This is a genomic window from Desulfosporosinus meridiei DSM 13257, from assembly GCF_000231385.2.
GTDB lineage: Bacteria > Bacillota > Desulfitobacteriia > Desulfitobacteriales > Desulfitobacteriaceae > Desulfosporosinus > Desulfosporosinus meridiei.
Window position 1 is genome coordinate 4582459 of the sequence record NC_018515.1, and the last position, 22735, is coordinate 4605193.

Annotated in this window: 23 protein-coding genes; all 23 read right to left on the reverse strand. The window is 41.1% G+C overall.

The window, feature by feature from the left end; translation table 11 throughout:
* Window positions 1-51: 51 nt before the first annotated feature.
* Window positions 52-1683 (reverse strand): diguanylate cyclase domain-containing protein, encoded by a 1632-nt coding sequence (locus tag DESMER_RS21045; RefSeq protein ID WP_014905086.1) that lies wholly within the window; start codon window positions 1681-1683, stop codon window positions 52-54.
* A 106-nt stretch (window positions 1684-1789) separates the two neighbouring features.
* Complete coding sequence (locus DESMER_RS21050; protein WP_014905087.1) at window positions 1790-3604, reverse strand: SpoIIE family protein phosphatase; 1815 nt, start codon at window positions 3602-3604, stop codon at window positions 1790-1792.
* A 60-nt stretch (window positions 3605-3664) separates the two neighbouring features.
* Complete coding sequence (locus DESMER_RS21055; protein ID WP_014905088.1) at window positions 3665-4051, reverse strand: DUF1987 domain-containing protein; 387 nt, start codon at window positions 4049-4051, stop codon at window positions 3665-3667.
* A 15-nt stretch (window positions 4052-4066) separates the two neighbouring features.
* Window positions 4067-4615, reverse strand: coding sequence for a SiaB family protein kinase (locus DESMER_RS21060; RefSeq protein ID WP_014905089.1), 549 nt, complete (start codon window positions 4613-4615; stop codon window positions 4067-4069).
* Between the two features lie 305 nt (window positions 4616-4920).
* Window positions 4921-5658, reverse strand: coding sequence for an MgtC/SapB family protein (locus DESMER_RS21065; RefSeq protein WP_014905090.1), 738 nt, complete (start codon window positions 5656-5658; stop codon window positions 4921-4923).
* A gap of 188 nt (window positions 5659-5846) precedes the next feature.
* A complete protein-coding gene (locus DESMER_RS21070; protein WP_014905091.1) occupies window positions 5847-6602 on the reverse strand; it encodes an exodeoxyribonuclease III in 756 nt (251 codons plus the stop codon).
* 532 nt (window positions 6603-7134) lie between these two features.
* Window positions 7135-7890, reverse strand: coding sequence for a response regulator transcription factor (locus DESMER_RS21075; RefSeq protein ID WP_014905092.1), 756 nt, complete (start codon window positions 7888-7890; stop codon window positions 7135-7137).
* A 2-nt stretch (window positions 7891-7892) separates the two neighbouring features.
* Window positions 7893-9086, reverse strand: coding sequence for a histidine kinase (locus DESMER_RS21080; RefSeq protein ID WP_014905093.1), 1194 nt, complete (start codon window positions 9084-9086; stop codon window positions 7893-7895).
* 362 nt (window positions 9087-9448) lie between these two features.
* The gene (eutM, locus tag DESMER_RS21085; RefSeq protein ID WP_014905094.1) at window positions 9449-9736 is read right to left on the reverse strand and encodes an ethanolamine utilization microcompartment protein EutM; all 288 of its coding nucleotides are present in this window, start codon (window positions 9734-9736) and stop codon (window positions 9449-9451) included.
* 20 nt (window positions 9737-9756) lie between these two features.
* Entirely contained in the window at window positions 9757-10398 is a 642-nt protein-coding gene (locus tag DESMER_RS21090) for a phosphate propanoyltransferase (protein ID WP_014905095.1), read from the reverse strand.
* 2 nt (window positions 10399-10400) lie between these two features.
* Complete coding sequence (locus DESMER_RS21095) at window positions 10401-11885, reverse strand: acetaldehyde dehydrogenase (acetylating) (protein WP_014905096.1); 1485 nt, start codon at window positions 11883-11885, stop codon at window positions 10401-10403.
* Window positions 11886-11978: 93 nt separating this feature from the next.
* Window positions 11979-12668, reverse strand: coding sequence for a cupin domain-containing protein (locus tag DESMER_RS21100; protein WP_014905097.1), 690 nt, complete (start codon window positions 12666-12668; stop codon window positions 11979-11981).
* Window positions 12669-12722: 54 nt separating this feature from the next.
* A complete protein-coding gene (locus DESMER_RS21105) occupies window positions 12723-13271 on the reverse strand; it encodes a BMC domain-containing protein (protein ID WP_014905098.1) in 549 nt (182 codons plus the stop codon).
* On the reverse strand, window positions 13271-14602 hold the full coding sequence (locus DESMER_RS21110) for a 4Fe-4S dicluster domain-containing protein (protein ID WP_014905099.1): 1332 nt from the start codon (window positions 14600-14602) through the stop codon (window positions 13271-13273). Before DESMER_RS21110 ends, DESMER_RS21105 begins: the two co-directional genes overlap by 1 nt.
* A gap of 21 nt (window positions 14603-14623) precedes the next feature.
* Window positions 14624-14884, reverse strand: coding sequence for a EutN/CcmL family microcompartment protein (locus DESMER_RS21115; RefSeq protein WP_014905100.1), 261 nt, complete (start codon window positions 14882-14884; stop codon window positions 14624-14626).
* Window positions 14881-15192: a BMC domain-containing protein gene (locus DESMER_RS21120; protein ID WP_014905101.1), complete on the reverse strand. Its 312-nt coding sequence runs from the start codon at window positions 15190-15192 to the stop codon at window positions 14881-14883. Before DESMER_RS21120 ends, DESMER_RS21115 begins: the two co-directional genes overlap by 4 nt.
* 19 nt (window positions 15193-15211) lie before the next feature.
* Window positions 15212-16054 carry an ethanolamine utilization protein EutJ gene (eutJ, locus tag DESMER_RS21125; RefSeq protein WP_014905102.1) on the reverse strand — a complete coding sequence of 281 codons (843 nt, stop codon included), beginning with the start codon at window positions 16052-16054 and terminating at the stop codon, window positions 15212-15214.
* Window positions 16042-16713: an ethanolamine utilization cobalamin adenosyltransferase gene (locus DESMER_RS21130; RefSeq protein WP_014905103.1), complete on the reverse strand. Its 672-nt coding sequence runs from the start codon at window positions 16711-16713 to the stop codon at window positions 16042-16044. Before DESMER_RS21130 ends, eutJ begins: the two co-directional genes overlap by 13 nt.
* A gap of 63 nt (window positions 16714-16776) precedes the next feature.
* A complete protein-coding gene (locus DESMER_RS21135) occupies window positions 16777-17214 on the reverse strand; it encodes a EutP/PduV family microcompartment system protein (protein WP_014905104.1) in 438 nt (145 codons plus the stop codon).
* Window positions 17211-17564 (reverse strand): ethanolamine utilization microcompartment protein EutS, encoded by a 354-nt coding sequence (eutS, locus tag DESMER_RS21140; protein ID WP_014905105.1) that lies wholly within the window; start codon window positions 17562-17564, stop codon window positions 17211-17213. Before eutS ends, DESMER_RS21135 begins: the two co-directional genes overlap by 4 nt.
* 27 nt (window positions 17565-17591) lie before the next feature.
* The gene (gene cutD, locus DESMER_RS21145; protein WP_042334090.1) at window positions 17592-18575 is read right to left on the reverse strand and encodes a choline TMA-lyase-activating enzyme; all 984 of its coding nucleotides are present in this window, start codon (window positions 18573-18575) and stop codon (window positions 17592-17594) included.
* Between the two features lie 61 nt (window positions 18576-18636).
* Window positions 18637-21180: a choline trimethylamine-lyase gene (cutC, locus tag DESMER_RS21150; protein WP_014905107.1), complete on the reverse strand. Its 2544-nt coding sequence runs from the start codon at window positions 21178-21180 to the stop codon at window positions 18637-18639.
* Between the two features lie 47 nt (window positions 21181-21227).
* The gene (locus tag DESMER_RS21155) at window positions 21228-22709 is read right to left on the reverse strand and encodes an acetaldehyde dehydrogenase (acetylating) (protein ID WP_014905108.1); all 1482 of its coding nucleotides are present in this window, start codon (window positions 22707-22709) and stop codon (window positions 21228-21230) included.
* Window positions 22710-22735: the final 26 nt, after the last annotated feature.

Below are 22735 nucleotides of genomic sequence, written 5' to 3' on the forward strand. Positions count from 1 at the left end.
ACAAAGACAAACTAGGCGTATTCCTGACTTATACCTGTAGGGCTAAGTTCATCAGCTAACCCCTTTAGCTGGTTTCGTTAACTCACTAATAAAAAGATCTATTAGTGAGGGATCAAATTGTTTCCCGCTTCCTTGTTTTAACTCCTGGATAGCTTCTTCTTTAGACTTGGCTGGTCGATATGGCCGACAATGGGTCATTACATCATAGGCATCCACTATCGCAACCAGTCGTGAAAGCACCGGTATTTGATCCCCTTTTAATCCACGCGGATACCCGGATCCATCCCAGTGTTCACGGAGAGCCAAGATTGCTTTCGCGACAACTAATTCGTCGATAGATTGGGCCATACGAAAGCCAATTTCGCTATGCCTCTGCATGATTTCCCACTCTTGATTGGTCAATTCGGTATCCTTACCTAAAATCTCTTTGGGAATGCCAACCTTACCTATATCATGAAGCCTTGTCATCAAGTTTAAATTATCCAGATCAAGTGACCCCGGGCTCAATTTAGCTGCCTTCGCCAAATTAAAGGCCAAATATCCAACCCTCTCAACATGCCCCGGGTCTTCGAAAAACCTTTTATGCAGTTCTCTTTCTACACTTAGAATCAGTCGATTACGTACATTCTTGCTTTTTAACAATTTGTCACTGTACATTCTATTTTCAGCCACACGGAATAAATCCGAAATATTCTTTGTGAATTTTTTCTGAGTCGCCATACCTAATGAAACACTAAGCTCAGTCGGTAATCCCTCCTGCTGATTACAGCTGGCAATTATTCGTTCTGCCACTTTTTCACAAGCCTGACTATCTGTACTGGGTAATAGGATTAAAAATTCATCCCCTCCCCAACGAGCCACTATATCAGTTTTCCTAGTACATTGCAGCAGTACTTTTGCCAGGCGTATTAAAAGTTCATCCCCCTGAATATGCCCAAATACATCATTAGATAATTTTAGGCCATTTAAATCAGCCATGATAACACTCAAGGGGAAGGTATCCTCCATTTGAAGCTCTTCCAACCAGGTATCAATATAGGCCCGATTGTACAAGGACGTAAGTTTATCATGGAAACTCAAAAAAGCAACTTGTTCCTGGGCCTTATGCTTCTCTGTAACATCAGTAAGTATCAACATACATAGAAGATTGTCATCTTCATAGCTTGGGGGAATTGGTTTCAGTTCGATAGAAAGATATTGGTCTTCTCTTTTTATAACTTTAGGCAGTTTACTAATGGTTTGGTGTAATATCTCATGTTCTGTGGATTCTAAGACTGTTCTGAAAACCTCTGCAAAAAGAGCATTTTGTTCTTCGTCTTCGCTTCTAAGTAAATCAAGTATATTCAGTCGGCTAATTTTAAAGCCAAATATTTTCTCGCATTCTACACTGTACTCTCTATTAATAATCAGATCCTGCCCAAAAGTGAGAAAACCTTGACCAGCGTTATTTAAAATGTTCTTGATTTCATTTTCTCTTTGTAAAAGATTGTGGGCCTGAATATCGCTAATTTTAAAAATTCGACGTGTAAAGGTTAGCAGCTTTTCGTAATTTGCTACAATCAACTTATAATCTGTTAGAAACTCATTTCCCTCATACTTACCGTCAGCAATGTCGAATAACGCCTGTTCTAAAACCCTTAGTTCCTTATCAAACAATTGTCTCTGAAAATCTCTCTCGATCATTAGAGAAGTCCTTTCTATTTTTAGCTGGGAACATGGTCTTATTCTTATCCACGGAAAACAGATAGAGCCCTCGGAAGATTAATCTTCGGCTTTAGCCAAAAATTCACTAAACCTGAAAGCCAATTACTGTGATATCGTCTCTTTGAGATTCCTCTTGACGAAAATCAACTAATGCTTGATTAACGAGGTTTCGTTGTTGTTGGCTACTAAGATCACCGCATTTCTCTAGCAACGATAAAAATCGTTTGCGTCCAAATGAATGGTTTTTTGACCCTCCATTCTGGTCAAGAAATCCATCCGTTGTCATATAAAAGAAATCATCTTTTGAGACTTCTACAACCCAATCACGGAATGTTTGGTTGGGATCTGATCTCAGGTATCCAATACTATGCCGATCTCCCTGAATCCTGAGAACACCTCCTGGGGTTTTGTGATACAGATCAATTTTGGCCCCTGCAAATACTAAGGTGTTTTCTTGATATATACATATCCCTATATCCAAACCATCATCCGTAATACAAGTACCCTGTTTATTCATTGCCGATCTCATTCTGAGGTTGAGTTCCTTGATAATTTCACTGGGACTCAAATGTTGCTCTGCCTGAACAATATGATCAAGAACGGGGGCTACTGCCATGGTCATTAAGGCGCCGGGCACGCCATGCCCGGTGCAATCTGCCACTGCTAAAATGACTTTATTGTCCATTTTCCGAAGCCAATAGAAATCACCGCCTACAATATCTCTTGGCTGCCACAAAACGAAACTGCTTTTAAATGCTTCACTCATCTCTTGATCTGAGGCAATGATTGTCTCTTGTAGTTTCTTGGCGTAATCTATGCTATCCATAATCTTGATATTTTGTTCTTTTAGCTCCTGAGTTCTTTCGTTAACCTGTCGTTCAAGCTCCTGGCTTATCTTAATAGCTCGTTTCAGAGGATTAGCTATTCGAGTGGAAACCAGATAGAAGACAAAAGTTATTAGCACCAGAACTAATACTGCCGCAAGAATAGTATTTGTCATAATGGTCTGTAAAAATCCAATGGTTTCTTTTCTGGGAACCTGCAAAACTAACTGCCAGTCAGTGGATTTTAGGGTCTGATGCACAAGATCAATAAGTTCACCGTCAGAGTTCTTGTATTCCATAATTTCAGGTTGATCCATGCCGTTATTAACACCATTCAAAACCATTTGACAAATATCTGCCGGCAATATATCTTCTAGCAGCTTCCCCTGATCCTCTAAATTAGCTGCCAAGTGAATCTTTCCTAAGCTGTCGACCAGCCAGATAGTTCCGATTTCTCCATATCGATAAGAGGATAATTCCTTAGAAATATCACCAAGATCCAATCCGACACCTGTTACACCGATAGGTTGTTCAGGATTCCCCATTAAGGCATCAATAAAGACAAAGGTGTTTTTCCGTTCTTTATTGTAATCAATATTTACATAGATAGGATTCTTTGACCGAATCGTTTCAAAAAACCACTTGTCCTCTGGATTAGCTTCAGATAATCTGCCTGCTACTCCACCTTCGGCCCAATAAGTATGTGTCTTGACACTGGCCAAGAAAGTATTGCTGTAATCATAATCCTTTGCTATGCTGTTTAACTTTTTCAAGGCTAATTCTCGAGCGTTGAGATCAATTTCCCCGTTGGAAACCCATTCCATTAAAAAAGGATCCCGAGCCATTGTTAAGGACGTTTCTTTAGCCCTGGCCATCCTACCATCGATTTTGCTGGCTGCCGACTGAACGATAAAAAACAAATCCTTGGTCTTAAGCTTTTCAATCACAGCCTTTTTGGTGATGTTATAGCTTAAGGAACCTGTCAAAAGCATGGAGAGGGCAATACTAAGACAAGCCAATATAATAACCCACATCGTCCCTTTGTCATATAGGCCTGATCTTTTAATCTCGTTCACATTCTTACTCCTGTCCTACCGTATATTTATTCTTCTGCCCTACCAACAAATCATATTTTACTAATTCTTCTCTGCCTCCGGTATTATTTCAAAGGGAAAAGTCATATCTTCTTTAAACTCTTCAGCGCATTCAACTTCACTTTCATTTTCCATATCACAGTACCAATTAAGTTGGAGATTAACTCCCCGCTGAAATGCCTTCTCAAAGCTTTCCAGAAGCATCATGATACACTTAGAACTACTGGTATTCACATAACTAAGCCGAACTTCAATGTGAATTTCATGAGGATTAGTGGCTAAATAAGAATCTATCCAATTAAACACTGGATCATAAAATTTAAAGGCATTCTCTGGATAAGATTGTCCTTTAAGTACCAGCATGCTCTTATCTGAATCAAAATCTATTAGGGGCGTTGCTTTTGTTGACTCTATTAACAGCTTTTCCATAGTTTCCACCTCTCATTAAACCATAACTGTAAGGGTAAAGAATTCTAAGTCCTGCATATCCCGCATGGAATAATGCAAAGGCTTGCTGGATTTTCTGGCTATATCAATGAGGCCCAGACCTGCTCCGGTGCTTCCAGGCGGAAGATCTTTTTTTCTTTGTTCTTTATAACACTTTTTAAGCTGGTCTTTATCTAAGGGAATCAAAGCGTCCAGGGCATTTGCCAACTTCTCTGCATCGGTTTTCTCAACTAAATTTCCCGAGCAAATAAAATATCCTTCTTCATTTCGACCGATAGTCACAATTCCCGAACTATATATCTGATCATAAAAATCACTACCTAGCTTTGATTGAGCATATTTTTTAATATTATGCGTAATTTCAACGAAAATCGCGAAAACATTATAGATATCATTCCGGGGACGATCCTCTGCCTTCATATGTTCCATAATAGCTTCCCCAAGCTCCTCTATAATGCCTTGGGAAAAACGGCCAGAAAAGCTGATTAAAATTCCGTGAGAACCTAATGTACTTTGTAAATCTAAGAGCATCTTTTCGTCAAACATTTTATTCCTCCTTAGCGCAAACCTCAATAACATGCATCTTTCGACGCGTGATATTACTATTCCTGCATTTTCTCATTCGTTGTTCTTAAAATACTGTCAAGGAGCGGCCAAGATATAAAATAACTACTGTTTAGTAAGCAAAGGTATTTAATCTTTATAGTGTGAAACACTCTCTTAGGTTACGAGGATCTCCTCTCTATATTAAAGGTGTATTGTAAGCAAAAAAGATATCGTTCTGTATAAAAGACACAGAACGATATCTCAGAGAACGGAGACCGGAAAATCAGAACAAACCTCACCCAATATTACAGCGAAGGCTTATTAGGTCTTTTGAATCGAGTAAACACGTTAGTCATAGATACTAACAAGGAACTATCAGTATTTCCTACTTGTTCTGCTGAGAATATCCCGTCAATTTCATTGATGTCTTCGATAATTTGCTCCATGTCAATTTTCCGAAAGGGCGTCCTTACTTTATATTCAATGGTAGTTCTATTGTGATCTTCTTTCAATAGGGTCATAGAAATGTTTTGCGGAACAATACTGTGAGATTCAAGCAAACGATTAATATCTTTTACTTTACAGGTTCCATTAATAGCTTCAACTCTTATAGTTTGACTATTCCTGAAAAAGTATGTTTCCACAGAACGTTCTAAGGTAAGAAAAACTAGAAGTGTTACAAAAAATGATGAGAAATAAAATCCTGCTCCAGCCGCTAACCCTATCGCCGCAACTACCCATAACGAAGCTGCCGTCGTTAAGCCTTTAACCGAGGTCTTATCTCTTAAGATTGTACCAGCTCCCAAAAAGCCGATACCGGAAACAACTTGGGCAGCCAGGCGAGCAGGGTCTTTATTTACTGTCGCAAAGTCATTAAATCCATACATTGATAATATCATTACTAAAGCAGAGCCTAAGGAAACTAAAATATGAGTCCTAAATCCTGCGGGACTATCATTTTTTTCTCTCTCAAAACCAACCACACCACCAAATACACATGCTATAAAAAGTCTAAATGCCATCTCATACTCTGTAATATACATTTACTTTCACCTCTTTTCGAAATGGAGGATTATCCCGACTTTACAGAAACGACCTAAACTTGCATTTTTGTTAGTTTAATATATCTATACGCTAAAACATATTATAATTCCTTTTATTACTTAAGCAGCATAATAGAGTTTCTTAATAGAGACTTGAGAAATAATCTCCTAGCGAACAATAATCAGGATTATTCTTCCATTTCCAAGCCAACAGGGCAATGATCTGAACCCATGACATCATTATAAATAACTGCAGCTTTCAATCGATCTTTTAAGATTTCTGATACACAAAAGTAATCAATGCGCCATCCGGCATTATTGACTCTTGCATTGAACATATAAGACCACCAAGTATAGGCATTTGTCTTATCCGGATAAAAATACCTAAATGTATCTATAAAGCCACTCTTAATGATTTCTCCGAATTTATTTCTTTCTTCCATTGAAAATCCCGCATTCTTTCTGTTAGAACTCGGATTTTTAAGATCAATTTCCTCATGGGCAACATTCAAGTCTCCACAGAAGATGACGGGTTTGTTTTTTTCGAGATCTTTAATGAACTTTAAAAATTCTTCTTCCCATTTCATTCTGTATTCCAGTCGTGCTAACCCTCTTTGAGAATTTGGAGTATATACCGTTACTACATAGTGTTTTTCAAATTCCAGAGTTATAACTCTTCCTTCTTTATCATGCTCTTCCTGGCCTATTCCATAGCAAATCTTCATCGGCTCCTTCTTAGTGAAAATGGCCGTTCCTGAGTAGCCCTTTTTTTGAGCAAAATTCCAATACTGATAATAGCCCTCCAAATTAAAGGGGATTTGATCTGCCTGAACTTTCGTTTCCTGAAGACAAAAAATATCCGCATTTTCCTTCTGGAAAAAGTCCAAAAAACCATTTTTTACACAAGCCCTAATTCCATTAACATTCCATGAGATTAATTTCATAATCTTAGTTCTCTCCTCTTATTTTTTAAATCTGATTGCTAAAAATATAATCGGATTTTTAGGTTTTTCGGCTAGTCTACCTCTTTATTTTAGTATACAGCAATTTTATGTATATTTAATATACTAAAAATAGCCAAAAGTGTTTTCTTTTGATACTTAAGCACACTAAGCTGAACTACTTACACTATGCCCTTTAAAAAAAGTAGACTTTAATCATAAAGAAAACTTTTTGGGCACCTGTATAGTATAACAAAAACAGCCCTGTTTTTAGGGATGCTTCTGGATTTAAACTATGTCTCTAATCTGACGGTATTACAATTACTTAAATATATTATTGGCTATAACAACTCGTTGGATTTGGTTAGTCCCTTTAGTCCCTTAGAAAATGTGCAAATTTGATGCCATATCTAATAGTTGATCACCCTAATGTTTGCGGCTTATCCGGAAAGGAAGAGCTCTTCATAAATTTTAATACCCCGTATTTCTTGGATAAATTGTCATATCCAAAAAATACGGGGTATTCTTGATAATTTCACACTTCACTATCACACAGATGTTTTCTGCGGTAAGCTTTAGGAGTCATGTTCATCTGCTGTACAAAAACACGATTAAAATATGAGGGATCTGTAAAGCCACACTCACTAGAAATTCGATAGGCTGGATAATCCGTTGTTTCTAATAATTTACAAGCATACTCTATCTTTAATTTATTGACATAGTCTATATAGCTGACTCCAACTTCTTTTTTAAAGATACGACTAAAATACTGGGGGTTCAAAAATACTTTCGAGGAAACTAACTGCAGGGGCAATTTTTGTTTAAAGTTATCATGAATGTATTTTAAGGATTTCTCGATAAGATAAATCTGATCTGTTTGTTGTTCCACAATTTCCTCGTCAGAATCAATCTTGTTGTCCGCAACTGTTGTTAATAAGTCGTGAAATACCTGTTTGAAGACAGAGGGTTTGATTGGTTTCAAGAGGTAGTCCTGAACACGGAGCCGGATTGCTGTTTGAGCATAGGAAAAGTCCGAACAGGCTGATAGAATCACAACACATACCTGGGGGAGGAATTTCTTGATTTCCTGAAGGGCCTGCAAGCCATCCATCTCAGGAATGAGTATATCCATTATTATAACATCCGGACGGTATTGTTTGGCAAGTTTGACTGCTTGAATACCGTTATCACAGGTGATCAGTTTATCTTCAGGGTGCAGCTCTTCTGCTACAATCGATTTGAGAAATTCTAATTCGAGTAATTCATCTTCGACAATTAAAACTACGCTCATCCCTATCTCCTCGCATTAGGTTTGGTGGGAATCGAGATGGTGACAGTACTTCCACTATAGTCGGACTTTGCAATTTTCAAGCCGTAATTCTCCCCGAAATATCGTTTCAATCGGTTGTCCGTGCTGCGGAAACCTATGCCCAATTTATTTTCCGAATCTTGCAAGCTTTGTAAGACTTCTTTAGGAAAACCGTTACCATTGTCCATGACCGAAATATTAATATCATTTTTATATTTTTCAGCGGTAATTTTTATCTTACCCCCATCCCTTTTAGGAGTAATGCCATGGATAAGTGCATTCTCAACAACCGGCTGGATGATCATGTTAGGTATTCTATAGGGCTTAATATTATCCGCAATATCGATCTCATATTCTAAACGATTTTTAAATCTTATCTTCTGAATATAGAGGTATTTTTCAATGTTATCTATCTCTGCCCCAATGGTGTGTAACTCATCGTCTTGCTTTAAATTATAGCGCAATAAATCTGAGAGACAGTAAATTAGTTCTTCTGTTGTATGAGATTTTTCGAAATAGGCAATTCTGGCAATAGAATTTAGGGTATTAAATAAAAAATGAGGGTTAATGAGCAAGGACATATTTTTGGCTTCAAGATCGATGATCTTTTTTTCCAGCATTTCTTTTTCAATGGATAAGCGCGCAATCGCTTTATCTGCAGTGTTAATACTTTGTGAAAAATCATAGCTTATGTTTTGGGTAATATGGTTGCAAATTTGTTCGTGAATTTCAATTTTATTTTCTTCAATCGTCCGTATTGCCGCAATCGATTTTGCGATAAACTCCGGTGCTAGTTCTTTCTCCTTCGCCAATTCGTTTATATCAATAAGATACTTCTGATACTCACTGTCTGTTGAGTAAACCTGAGCTCCGACAACATAACCTATGGTTTGGTTATTAATCTCAACCGGCAAAAGAATATTCGCCAGTCCATACCGGCAGTTGAAGCGTAATTTCTTACCTGGTTCTAATCTTGAGTTATAGTCTGAACATATTCGAGTCTCATCTTCCTGGCAGATAAATTTACAGAAATCCGGAGAGGGATTAAACTCAAGTAATATTTGTCCATTAGTATCAATCAGTTGCAGGGATATATTAGAAAGTGATAGTAGACCACTATATCTTGAATACAGATTGGCATCTAATAAGTTTTTTAAAGTTTCATTTGTCTTGTCCATGGTTTTAGCAAAACTTCCTTCTCGATGATTGATTCTAATTTCTCCTAGCGGATAAACAGGCTTCTTAAATTGAAGTTTTTTCAGATTCCTGCTGAGTTATGCTTGTCAATCTGCCCCTAATAAATAAAAAAGAATCAACCACTGTCGCCACAGTAGTTCAATTCATCAGATACATCAGAACCCGGATTTCATAAAAGAATCTTGTAACATAACCACTTTTTTTGCCGTTACGGGCAGATATATGTCACAGATTCAGAAACATTTCAATTCATAATACAACACCGTCATTAAAATGTAAATAAAACGAAGGTCAAAACCTCGCCAAGAGATTTGACCTTCGTAAAATTCTGTCTTATAGGTTATTAAGCTTTTTTACCACCGGGAAGCATCATCTCTACGTCACCGTGTGGACGTGGAATAACATGAACTGAGATTAATTCTCCAACACGTTGAGCGGCAGCAGCACCGGCATCAGTTGCAGCTTTTACAGCCCCAACATCTCCTCTTACCATAACAGTTACCAAAGCACCACCGACTTTTTCATAACCCATCAGCGTAACATTGGCTGCTTTAACCATAGCATCTGCTGCTTCAATTGCTCCTACCATACCTCTGGTTTCGATTAATCCTAAAGCGTCTGATTTATTCATTGTTGTTTCCTCCTAATAATTTATTTTAGAATCGTTATTTTTGAACTTGATGTGAGAGCCATAGCATTTGCTTCTTCAGTGTCAATGTGAAACTCAAGGGCTGAAGTATTGGTAGCTCTGATGACGACATTCGAGTAAGTTCCTCCTCGAAGTCCGTCTATTTGAATAGTTACTCTATCCCCATCATTTACCTCAAAGTTTTTAGCATCTTCCAGGCTCATATGAATATGCCGCTGGGCAATGACCAGACCTTTGGTCAGAAGAATGCTTCCTTTGGGGCCAATGAGTGTGACTCCAGGAGTTCCTTGCAGATCTCCAGACAACCTCACCGGAGCGGTAATGCCAAGTTTAAAGCAATCTGCCTGGAGTATTTCCACCTGTGATTCACTTCTTGCCGGCCCAAGGATACGCACTTTTTCAATAGCGCCTTTGGGTCCAGCTATGATCAGAGTTTCTTTACAGGCATACTGCATAGGTTGGGATAAATCCTTGGTCTTTGTCAATTGGTATCCTGCCCCAAATAAGGTTTCTAAGTCTGCTTGGGATAGATGAATATGACGGTTTGATATTCCTACCGGTATTGAACTTAAGTCCTTGTTCAAATAACCCCCTTCTTTGATTGCTTCCAGCACCAGTGCTGCTAACTCCTCATAGTTTGCCACTTTTAGTTATCACCTCTTTTTTTCAGCAGAGAAATGACTTCATTCACAACGCTCATGATCTGATCGTCACTGATAGCGCCAGGCATGCCGCTTTGAGCTTCGCAAGCTGAATAGGCGGGGGGTTGATTTTCGGTAACATCTTTGATTCCATAGGCAACACGTTTAATATTGATTAAGTGCATGGGGGTTACATTATCGGAGGTTGCACTTCCGCCCCAAGTACCGCAACCCAGTGTAAAGGATGGTGAAAGACCTGTACTTGCACCTACGCCGCCCTGACTGGAGGCTGTATTGACCAAGATCCTGAAGACAGGTTTTTCGGCAAATTTAAGAGCCATTTCAGGATTTTGAGTATGAATGGAAAGGCTGTGTCCGACACCACCGTTATTCAAGAGTTTAATGCACAGATCACAAGCTTCTTCCCAGTCTTTTACGGTATAAAATGCCAATACGGTGGTTAATTTCTCGTAGGATAAGGGGTATTGTTCACCAACACCGTGTTGTTCTCCTAGCAAAACCTTTGTTCCCAAAGGAACTGTAATGCCGGCACCTTCTGCAATAACAGCCGCGGATCTTCCTACCATTTTGGCGTTCATGGCATGATTGCGAGTAAATAGGTTTTTGGCAACTTTACTTGTTTCCTCAGGTGTCATGAAGTAGCCGCCCTGACGTTTGAACTCTTCCATGACCTGGTCACGAAGGCATTCTTCAACAATAACCGATTGCTCAGAAGCGCAGATAGTTCCATTGTCAAAGGTTTTACTGGCTATGATATTTTTGACTGCTTTCGGGATATCTGCTGTTCTCTCAATATAAGCAGGAACGTTGCCTGGGCCTACACCCAATGCTGGTTTTCCCGCGCTATAAGCTGCCTTAACCATGGCTGAGCCACCTGTCGCAATTATCAAGGCCACTTCATCACATTTCATCAGCTCATTGGTAGCACCCATGGAGGGTTTAGAGATGCATCCAATAATATTGGCCGGAGCACCTGCAGCGACGGCTGCATCATTCATTAGTCTTGCAGCTTGGAGGGTGCATTTCAGAGCCGAAGGATGGGGGGAGAATACAATCCCGTTGCGGGACTTAATTGCAATAATCGATTTATAGATAGTCGTAGATGTGGGATTCGTTGATGGGATAATTCCCATCAGTAGTCCTACCGGTTCAGCAATTTCGATAAGTTTATTGACCTTATCATCTTTGATGACTCCAATGGTTTGCATGGGTTTGATGAATTCGTAGAGTTCTGTAGAAGCAAAACGATTTTTAAAGATCTTATCCTCTACTTTACCAAAGCCGGTCTCCTCTACTGCCATTTTTGCCAGTGAAATTGCATTCTCTTCAGCTACTTTGACCATATTCCGGATGATTTTATCAATCTGCTCAGCATTAAATTTTGCCAGCTCACTTTGAGCTAGTTTAGCTTGACGAGCAATATTTCTGGTCTCTTGTACGGATTGTAAATCATAATCAAAGTTTTCCAATTTACTATTCCTTCCTCACACTATCTTTGGCTTTTTTAAACACTCTTTACTGTTTGTACTCGTGCCTGGGTTATTCTTAGTTTGTAATTTCCTCTATCCCCTAAGATCAGCCCAGTTTGCCGGGTATGTTACATAAAAAAGTTTGGCATAATCTGATGAACTCCAGGTTACTTTAGAACCTTTAGGTACCAGGAGGGCATCACCCTGATGAGCGTGATAAGTCTCTCCATTGATGGTGATGGACAGGCTTCCTTCGAGAACTACATCTATCTCTTCATAGTCTAACTCCCACTCAAAGGTGGATTTCTCAATGGTCAAAAAACCTGCGCTCATCTTAGATTCGTCTTTACTGATCACTTCACGATAAGCTACGTTGGTGCCGGGACTACCTGTGTCAAAGGTCTCAAGCTTCACGGTTCTGCCCCGTACAACTTTCAGTCCGCTTTTTGATTCGCGATCACTGCTAAAAGGTGTTTCGGGAGCTGAAGCAGGAATATCTGCCATGAGCTTGTTGGTTAATACAGCTTTGACAACTTGAAAGATCATTTCCGGATCAATCTCGTTTTCACCAACGCTTTTTTGCTGAGTTACGCTGTTATTAGAAATTGGATTACCTACAGTCATTGGATTTGCCGTTGATTCTGTCGTCGTAAATTCAATTCCCAGATCTCTAGCCAAATCCTTAGCTGCCAGAGTAATAATAGTATTACTGTCAACGAAGTATTGTTTTTGCCCCTTTTTTGCTGCATCTTTTACTTCGTTTGCACTAATGAGTTTTTTCAAGGCCGCACCTCCTTTCGCTGGAATTATTTATAAAAGTTATGGGATTAGCTTTAATTAGAATAAGGATTCCCATAATCTGTCGGAGGGCGCAGGGATTATTTCAGTATCCACTAACAAGCCTTTTTCCGTAGCGATAGCCTTTCCGGCCTCGATGCTTGCTTCTACGGCACCTACATCACCGGTAAAGGTGAAGTAAGCTTTGCCCCCCAGCCCGCTGCCTAAACGCAGCTCCAGAGCTTGGACATCGGCAGCTTTGAGGGCTGCATCAGCTGAGATAATCATGGAGGCCATTGAAAAGCATTCCATAATTCCCAAAGCCCCTACTCCATCAGGCATTGACGTTGCAGTAATGGCAGGAAAGACCCCCGGATGAACATTAGCAAGAACAAAGCTGTCTACCAGATATTCCCCTGCGGTTTCTACGCCGACACTGATTGAGCTTTCCACGGCAGCAACATCCCCTTTAATGATAGCGATATACTTGCCGGGACAAACGGGGGTTGCACTAACCACTTCAACGTAGGCAGTTTTAAGCATCAAGTCTGTGGCATTTATCCCTCTGGCAATACTCGTAAGCTCAATCATACCTATTGCACTATACATTACGAACCCACCTTTATCAAAATAGAATTGTCCTTAATTTCTTTCACAGTTCCGTTGCAGCTAGCGTGAACCGTGGCTCCGAGACTGCCATCCGGAATTTTGCCGATAAGCTGTCCGGCTTTTACCTTTTCGCCTACTGCGACGGTAGGTATTGCCGCTGCCCCAATGTGTTGTCGAAGGGCGATCCGAATGGTTTTAGGCCGAAACTCAACCTGAGTCAGAGGTGCCGGCTTATCGAAAGCTGTTAAGCCAATTTTGATAATTAAACGTTTGCTTGGGATAAGGCGGTATTCTCTGCTAGACCTAGCTTGAAAATCCATCTGAACAGGCTGATACTTGATCCCTTGTTCTGCCAGCTTTTGCTTGTACAAACTATTGACGGATCTGGGATGTAGATTGACGGGACAGGAGTATAATTCACAGGCATTGCATTCACAACATAATTGAGCAATTTGTTGTTCTTTGACATCCTCTAGGTTGTAACTCAAGGCTCGCATGACTTTATGAGGCTGCATATTATGACCCAGTAAATAACGAGGGCACAAATCAGTACACATGCGACATTGTTCACAGGCCGTTTTTCCTATTACTCTGGCGCGCTCAAGGCTTACGGTTTTTTTACGAATTAGAAAGTGGTCTTTCTTGAGGAGTACATAGCCTTTGCTTTTTTTAGTGACATAACCATCAATGTTGTTCATGACCGAGCCCATCATAGGACCGCCGTCTATTACGGCATAGTCGTCCAGATTTTTAACCCCACATTGTGCGATAACATCACGGATAGCCGTCCCTACCGGAACTTTTAGGGTCAGGCGTTGGGGAATATCTCCAGCCACAGTAATGTAGGTTTCTGTCACGGGTTTTCCTTCCAGAGCGTTCCAGATATTGAGGGCCGTCTCCGAATTGATAACGACGCAGCCGACTTTCAGAGGAATGGACACTTCCGGGACAATTCTTTGAGTCAGCTCATGAACTAAAACCTGTTCATCTCCGGCGGGATAAATATCTCTTAGTTCCATAACTTCCATGTAATTGGAAAGTCCTAAAGCAGCGATTCTTTCTCTCATGAGAACGATGACCTTTTTGTGTTTGCCTTTTATGCCAATGATGGCTTTGCGAGCTTCCACGTATTTTCCGGCTGCTTCCATCCCTTTAATGATTTGATCTGGAAACATCTCCATCAGCTGTTGATCCACTCTTAGCAGCGGTTCACATTCAGCTCCATTAAGCAAAATATATTCAGCCTTCGAAGTTAGTTTAGCGTGTGTGGGAAATCCGGCTCCTCCCGCCCCAATAACTCCTGCTTCCTTAACAATGTTTAGTAGATCCAACGTCTACCACCTCCGGTTTCATTAAAACGTACAGTCTTCGTCGATAATTCCTACAATTGCGGAATCAATGGGAATATCCTCACGATCAAACATTTTACGGGCTGAGCTGCCGTTACAGACAAGTACTCGCTCTCCAATTCCGGCACCGATGGTGTCGGCTGCTATCATGATCCGACCGGCATCAATTCCACCCAAGACTTCTATCAACATGAATTTCAGACCTATGAGGGAATCGGCTTTACGTGTCGACCATATACTATCAATTACTTTTGCTGCAATCATCGAATTTCACCGACTTTATCTTTATTTAATTTATATTGAATCTCATTAATAGCGGCTTCTACCGATGCCGTATCTCCAAAGATAGCAATCATAATCAGATTTTGGGGACAATGCCCTTTGATGTCTTCGACTGTAACTCCGGCTGCCTTTTCCGCTACATCAGCGGCAAAAACCATATCAATCAACCGCCCCTGCACCAAACCCACAGCATCATAGTTCTCAATAGGGATTGTTGAAGCTGAGCCTTTGCGCCGAAAGAGAATATCTAAGGTACCACTGGACGGAGATTTTATAATTCGATATTCCATGGTTAAACCTCACTCCTGCCTATAGTTCTTCTTGAGTGCAGTTAAGGGCAATTCCCAAAGGGGTTACAAACATAGGATTCTGAGGTTTATAGGTAGGGAGTTTAGTTTGTTTGGCAATGATATCTTCAATTCCCTCCAAGCAACAGGTTCCGCCTACCAGATATAGTTCTTTTACGGAATATTTTTTAATGTGACGACTAATAATGGTTGAGACTTTTTCTATAACCGGGCGGATTACCGGAATCAATTCTCTGTGGTTTTTAAAATCACGTTTATAAACATCTGCTTCGTCAAAGCTCATTTTGTAGGCTCCGGAAATGACCAGAGAAAAATGAGTACCACCTGTCGGCTCGTCAGCGACGTAAATCACTTTGCCATCTTTCAAGATGGCAATCCCTGTTGTTCCCCCACCAATATCGATAATCGCACCATCTTTAATTTTTAGTACGGCGTTAGCTGCTGTTGGTTCATCTAATATATTGGTAATTTCAAAACCTGCCGCCTGTACCACATTTTTAATGGCTCCTGAGTCCAGAGTATCAGTTCCTGGGGGCAGGGCTGCTGCTGCATAAATCAGTTCAGTGCCAAGTTTTTCTTCAATTTCTTGTTTTAACTCTTTGACGATGCGAATAGCTCCGATATAGTCCACAACCATACCATCTTTAACCACACTGGCAAAGCGATAGGCACCGGCAACCGGTTGATAATTCTCATCAAGGACAGCTAATACAATATAGGCTGTTCCTAAATCAACCCCTGTGTAATAAACTGAGGATTTATTGATTATGGGTGTTTCAATAACCTTCTCAAAATCACTAACAAGCTGGTCGCAGTATAGAAAGGTTGAATTTACTGTATCCATTTCTTCCCCCCCAAGCATTTCCAGATCATCATACCGAGTATGTTAATGATCAGATTAACTGAATCAATTAAGTCTTGTCGTGAGCAGCTTTGCTTTTCCTCGTTCCAGTAGGCTTCTAAGATTGCTGGTTCGATCTCTCGTAGGGAGGCGCGCAAGTAGTTTAACAAAGCAACTTCTTTGCTATTCTCCGATCCAACTTGAAACTCACTAAGGTCAACTTGCTTTTCCAGCTTAGCGGAGCGTTCGTTGATTTCTTCTTCCGACCATCCCCAGAATTGAATGCTGTCCGAGGTAACCTGCTCTCGTTCAGCCTTTTTCACATTTTGGAAGCATTTTCCCAGTTCTATGACTTCCTCAGACAGGATTGCATTTCCGAAATGGAATAGTTCTGCGGCGATTAGCAGGAATAACGACTCCAGACAATCTATTTTGCCTAACAATCTAAGGATTGTCCAACTCTCCCTTGATTGTGCCTGGTTGGCCTTGTCAATAGTTTGTGTCTTGTTAACATTTGACTGAGTCTGAACCAGCGTGACTCGTCGATCCACAAGAAACTGCCGAGCTCCGGGTGTAATCTTGGTATCCGGTTCCAAAGAATAAGTTGTAAAGGGCTCTCGTCTGTATAAATCTCGCAGTTCCATCTCTGTGATGAATTTCATTGCCTCACCTCACCTTCCTTGAATCTCTTTCGGATAAATCTCCCGGACTATCATTTCTGCAAACTAGAATTCAGAAAATATATATTGTTTCAAGGCTTCTACGCCGTTATTGTCTTTTAAAGAAATTCTGAAGTAAGGTTCGTTAACCCCAATTCTTTTCAACTGTTGAATACTCAAATCGGCAAATTCCTGAGCCAAATCGATCTTGGTAATTACTCCAAGTACAGGACAGTTAAATGATTTGGCAAAAGCGGGCGGATATACTTCAATCAATTTAGATTGATCAACAAGAATCAGTAAATGAGATGCGGTTTGGGCAGTGGCAATTAGGTATTTGTACATCGAAGGGTTTTCTAAATAGGAGCTCGGTGTATCAATGGTGTTTTTCCCGTAGATGATATCCTGGGTCTTTTTTAGAGGCCTGCTGGATTCGTTTAAAACATTGGCTAAAGTGGATTTTCCGGATTGGGTTGGCCCGACGATCATAATTCGCTTCTTCATGTGCGTGTAATTCTGGCCGGTGTAAAGCCCAATAATTTTTCTAAAGTGTCATTAATTGCACCCATTGCTGCTTCGACACTTGCTACATCACCGGAAATAATCAGGGCACCTGTAAAACGATCCAAAAAACCTATCTCTACATCAGAGGCCTTTGTGGCAATGTCTGCAGCTATAATAGCCGTCTCGCCTGGAGTAAGGGTTGATATCCCGATGGCTCCTGTTTCCTCAATTCCCAGACGTTCATAGATATCTGGGACAGGTGATGCTATGATGTGAGCCAGAGTGACTTGCTTGCCTGGTACAGATTCCTGGATAATTCGTTTTCTGTCAAACTCATCGGCCATACTCATTTTATCCCTCCTGTCCCGGTATCATCGTTAATGTCTTATAACTTCCACCTGAAAGTCATACCCTTTGATTAACTCTTCGATTTTATCTAATTCTTCCGGTTTGTAGCTTAAATCTTCGGTGATCGAGTAACTCATGTCTAATTGCTTGTATTTGTTGATCCCTAATTTGTGATAGGGGAGCAAGTCAACACCCTGAAAGTTCCTATAGTTTTTAAAGGGCTTTAGATACTCCAAGGTTTTGACGATAGTTTCTTCACTATCATTTAATCCCTTAAGGAGAGGCATCCTGACTTTAACATTAAAACCTCGGCGTACGAGCTCTCTTAGGTTGTCCAGGATACGTTCATTACGTACTCCGGTAAGTTCATGATGCCGATCAGAATCAATGTGCTTAATATCATAGAGAAACAAATCCGTAAACTGGGCTATCATGAGCAGGGAATCCAGTTTCACATAGCCTGAGGTTTCAATGGCAGTGTGAATACCTAAACGCTTGCACTCGGTTAGGAGGTTGGTGGCAAATTCCGGCTGAGCTGTGACTTCCCCTCCCCCAAGAGTCACTCCTCCACCTGAACTCAGGTAGAAGAGCATGTCTTGCTGGATGATCTCCAGAACTTCAGAAATTGTTTTGTCTGAACCGACAATGGAGAGTGCCTGTTTAGGACAGACAGTTTCGCATTTTCGGCAACCGATACAGTCAATGCTCCGATTTACTCTATGCCTAGTTGTTTTAGGTTTAGGTTGTCGCAGCTTCTCTCCTTCGTCCTGGAAATAATGGATTTGGACGGGACATTCAGTAATACAGAGGCCACAATCAATGCAAAGATCCTCTTTGAACATGACTTGATACTTTCTTTCAAGCCCCTCAGGATTTGAGCACCATTTACATCTGAGGGGACAGCCTTTGAAAAAAATTAATGTTCTAACCCCCGGCCCATCATAAATGGAGTATTTCTGGACATTGAAGATTTTCGCTTTTCTTTCCAAGATTTTAACGGTTTCTGTACTCATAATGTCCCCATCCCTAGTATTCTCCATCTTGCAGCTCATAAAGATCTTAATCTATATCCAATTAAAAATGCTCTAAGACGGTTCTGCTTATGATTTCGTCCTGAACTTCTTTGCACAGTTCAACGAAGTAAGCGCTGTATCCGGCGACACGAATAATTAAGTCTCTATACTTGTCCGGTTCAATTTGAGCTTTCTTTAAGACTTCGTTGTCAACATAGCTGAACTGCATTTGGCCATTGCCGAGGATAGATGCTGTTCGTAGTAAGGTGATCAAGCCATTTTCTCCTTCAGGCGTTTCCAGAATGCCTCGCAGAAGTTTAAAGTTATGCACCATACCTACATTCATAGATTCGTTGCTCAGCTTACTGACGGATTTAATGATAGCCGTTGGGCCTAATTTGTCCGCCCCCTGCGTCGGGCTGATTCCATCTGAAAGAGGTGTCCACGCCAGTCTTCCATTAGCTGTCGCACCGGTAATTTCTCCAATAGGGGTGTTATTAGAAATAGACAGGGTACCATGAGTCAAGTGAGAATAGAGCATTTTAAAGGTGTGATGAATCCGCTCTGTCCAGATGATGATATCTGAAGCTATTTCATCGACATAATCATCGTCATTCCCGTATTTAGGTGCATTGAGACAATCTGTCCGAATGGCTTCGTACCCTTCAAAATTCGCACCTACGGCGTCCCTGATTTGTTTCAGTGTATACTTCTTGTCTTCAAAGACCAATTTTTTAATCGCAGCCATGGAATCGGCGTAGGTTCCTAAACCGGAGAAGATAAGTCCCGGACCATAATTGATGAGCGCTCCGCCGTGGGTAACATCGGTGCCTTTTTCCATACAGCCTTCTACCAAGAGAGACATCAGCGGTTTGGGGGCCAGGTCTCGGTGTACCCGCTGGCTGACGACAGTTCCAATAGCCGACAATCGTATAATATGCTCAAGCTGTTGCTTGCAGGCAGCATCAAATTCTTCGTAGGTCTTGATGTTGTCCAGATCTCCCGTGTCAATTCCCTGCATGGTACCATGCCATTTCATCATACCGCGGTTGAGAACAAATTCTATGGCAATGGGCCACTGGGTATAGCCTGTGGATGTCCATTGATAAATTCTGCCGGATTTTTGTGGCTCAACACAACCCATGAGACAATAATCCCGTGAATCTTCAATGGAGAACCCTTTGGCCAGCATCATTTTTATATGAGTATCATCAAAGTGGCAGGCAGGGAAGCCCAGTCCTGCTTTAACAACATCAACGATTTTCTTCAAATATTCTTGGGGGGATTTATTATGAATCCGACAAGCTAATGAAGGTTGATACATCTTCGTGAATCGAACGGCATCCATGATCAAATAGGTCAGTTCATTAGTTGCATCACCACCGGTTCTCTTCTGTCCGCCAATGGTCAAGTTGATAAACGGTTGATAGCCGGCGAAATATTTAGCACCCAATTCACTGGAAAGCCACATGACTTCCGAACATTTAATAATAAAGCTGCTTATTAATTCAAAGGCCTCGAGTTTATTCATTCTGCCGGCTTCCATATCGGCTTTGAACATGGGGTAGATGTATTGATCTAAACGTCCGAGAGAAATACCAGTCTGATTTTCTTCCACTACAAACAAGGATTCTAGTGTCCAGACAGACTGAAGTGCTTCCTGGAAGGTGCTGGGAGGATTAGCCGGTACTCGGGTTAAAATATCGGAAATATTGTAAAGTTCTTTTTGCCGAGCTGCGTCATACTCTCTACCGGCCAGTTCCCTGGCATAATCCGACAGCCGTTTGGCATAAGCCAAAATTCCATCGCATGTTTCGATCTCTGCTTTATAGAAATAAATCTTATCAATGTCCTCTGGATTTTCCATGGACAATTTGCTCAGTTTGTCAACGGCTTCCTGTCTTACTCCATTAATACCTTTTTTAACGAGTATGACATCATAACCCGGGCAAGTGTCCCCACCGCCATTTACCTGGTGGTAAGAGAGATCACTGACGAAGGATTCTCCTGAAAAAGACCATACTCCAGCTTCTTCATATTGCTGCTGACATATTTCATCTAAGCTTCTGCCTTCCCAGTAAGGGAAGATCTCTTCTCGCAAAATCCGCTTATCTTCCTCACTGATTTCAAAGGGATCCTGCGGCCGGGTTGACATAGTGTCCAATTCATCCCGAATCCAGCGCCAGGCGATATCCGGGGATACTGCACCTGCTCTCGCTCTTCCACAGGGATGACCCACAATCAATTCATCATTTTGAATCACCAAGGGAGCTGTCTCACAAGCTTTTCTAAAGCACTTAGCCCGCAGGAGAATTTTAGGCAGCCCGGCATTTTCCTTAGTTACTTGAGTGAAAGCCCGGGCCCGATAGGTACTGACACTTGGCTTAACTTTTAAATAAGCTGCTTTTAGTCGCTCTAAACGAGGGGTTAATCCTGTAATTTCCCCTTCATAGACTGGGGATTTTGTCACACTGTTTGTCGTTGCAGGGTGTGCGGCCAGTCCCTTGGAAATACCCTCAAACAGTTTCATAACCAAAGCTTTTTCATCTTGTGACAAGTGTTTTGTGGCATCTGCAAATTTAGTTGAAAACTCTTTTATATCCAACGTTTTATCCTCCCTCTTTCGTCATCAGCAGGTCATTTTTTCTTAAGTTAGGTGAGTTGTTTTAGTAATTTTTCAAGCAGCTCAACCAGATCAGTGGAACTCTGATCAGACAAACTACTAGTCTTACTTACTTTAGCGTCTTTCCCCACCTGTGTGCCATTGGTTATATCCTCTAGCTGTCGAACGCCATAACCGACTTTTCGAATGTTAATTAAGTTCATTGGGCTTACATTATCGGAAGTGAACCCACCGCCTGCTGCTCCGGAACCCAAGGTTAAGGCCGGGAAGAGATTAGTTGTCGCTCCTATCCCGCCTAAGGTGGCAGGAGTATTTACAAGCACTCTTGATACCGGTTTTTTTAAGGCAAACTCACGAACTACTTCTTCATTTTTTGAATGAATAATCAGAGTATGTCCCCGCCCCTCATTGACCAGCAATTCAATGCATTTTTCACAAGCGTTGATCCAATCTTTTTCTACATAAAATGCCAGAACCGGGCAAAGCTTTTCTCTTGAATAAGGATTAGCGGATGAAACAAATTTTTGTTCCGAAACTAACACTTTGGTATCTTCCGGAACACAGATACCGATATGACCAGCTAACTCAACAGCGGTCTTTCCTACAATCTCCGGATTCAAACTGTCATCAGGCCGAAAAAACAGCTTACTAAGTTGTTCTGCCTCCTGTCCAGTCATAAAGTATGCGCCAATTTTCTTGAGTTCACGCCTTACTTCATCGGCAATACAGTCTTCGGCTACAATAGATTGTTCCGATGCTGAGACAATTCCGTTATCAAAGGTTCTGCTGCTGACAATATCTGCTACAGCCTTTCTTATATCTGCGGAACGTTCAATAAACGCAGGTCCATTGCCCGGCCCGCCATAAATCGTTGGCTTTCCGGATGTATATGCGGCCTTGACCATCTTGGGCACACCCGTAATTAAGATAAGCGATGTGTCTTTGTGGTTCATTAAAGCAACTGTTCCGTCCACAGCAATGGTTCGCAGATAGCCAATGGCACCACTTGGCAAGCCTTTTTCCTCTGCGGCTCGAATTAATATATCAAGCACCTTCGTAATGGTTTTTTTGGCTTTCGGATGAGGTGCAAAAACAATTGCATTGCCGGATTTTATGGCAATCAGGGTTTTATATATTGTGGTTGAGGCAGGGTTGGTAGAAGGTGGCAAGGCAGCAATAACTCCAACAGGTACGCCTATATCTATAGTCTTATTTTCTTTGTCTTCACTGATAATACCGACAACTTTCATATCCCTGATCTTCTTGTAGAGAAAATCACTGGCAAAAATATTTTTAACTAGCTTGTCCGGCCACTTGCCAAAGCCTGTTTCTTCCTGAGACAGAACTGCCAGTTCTCTGGCATATTTATATACCGTTTCAGCCATATGTCCGACAATTTTGTCCAACATTTCCTGAGAGAAGGTTGCCAGTATCTCTTGAGCCTCACGGGCATTTTCCACAAGAATTCGAGCCTCTTGGACGGAGAGCAAATCGTTGTCTATTCTATTCATATTTTCAATCACTCCCCCTTTCCAAC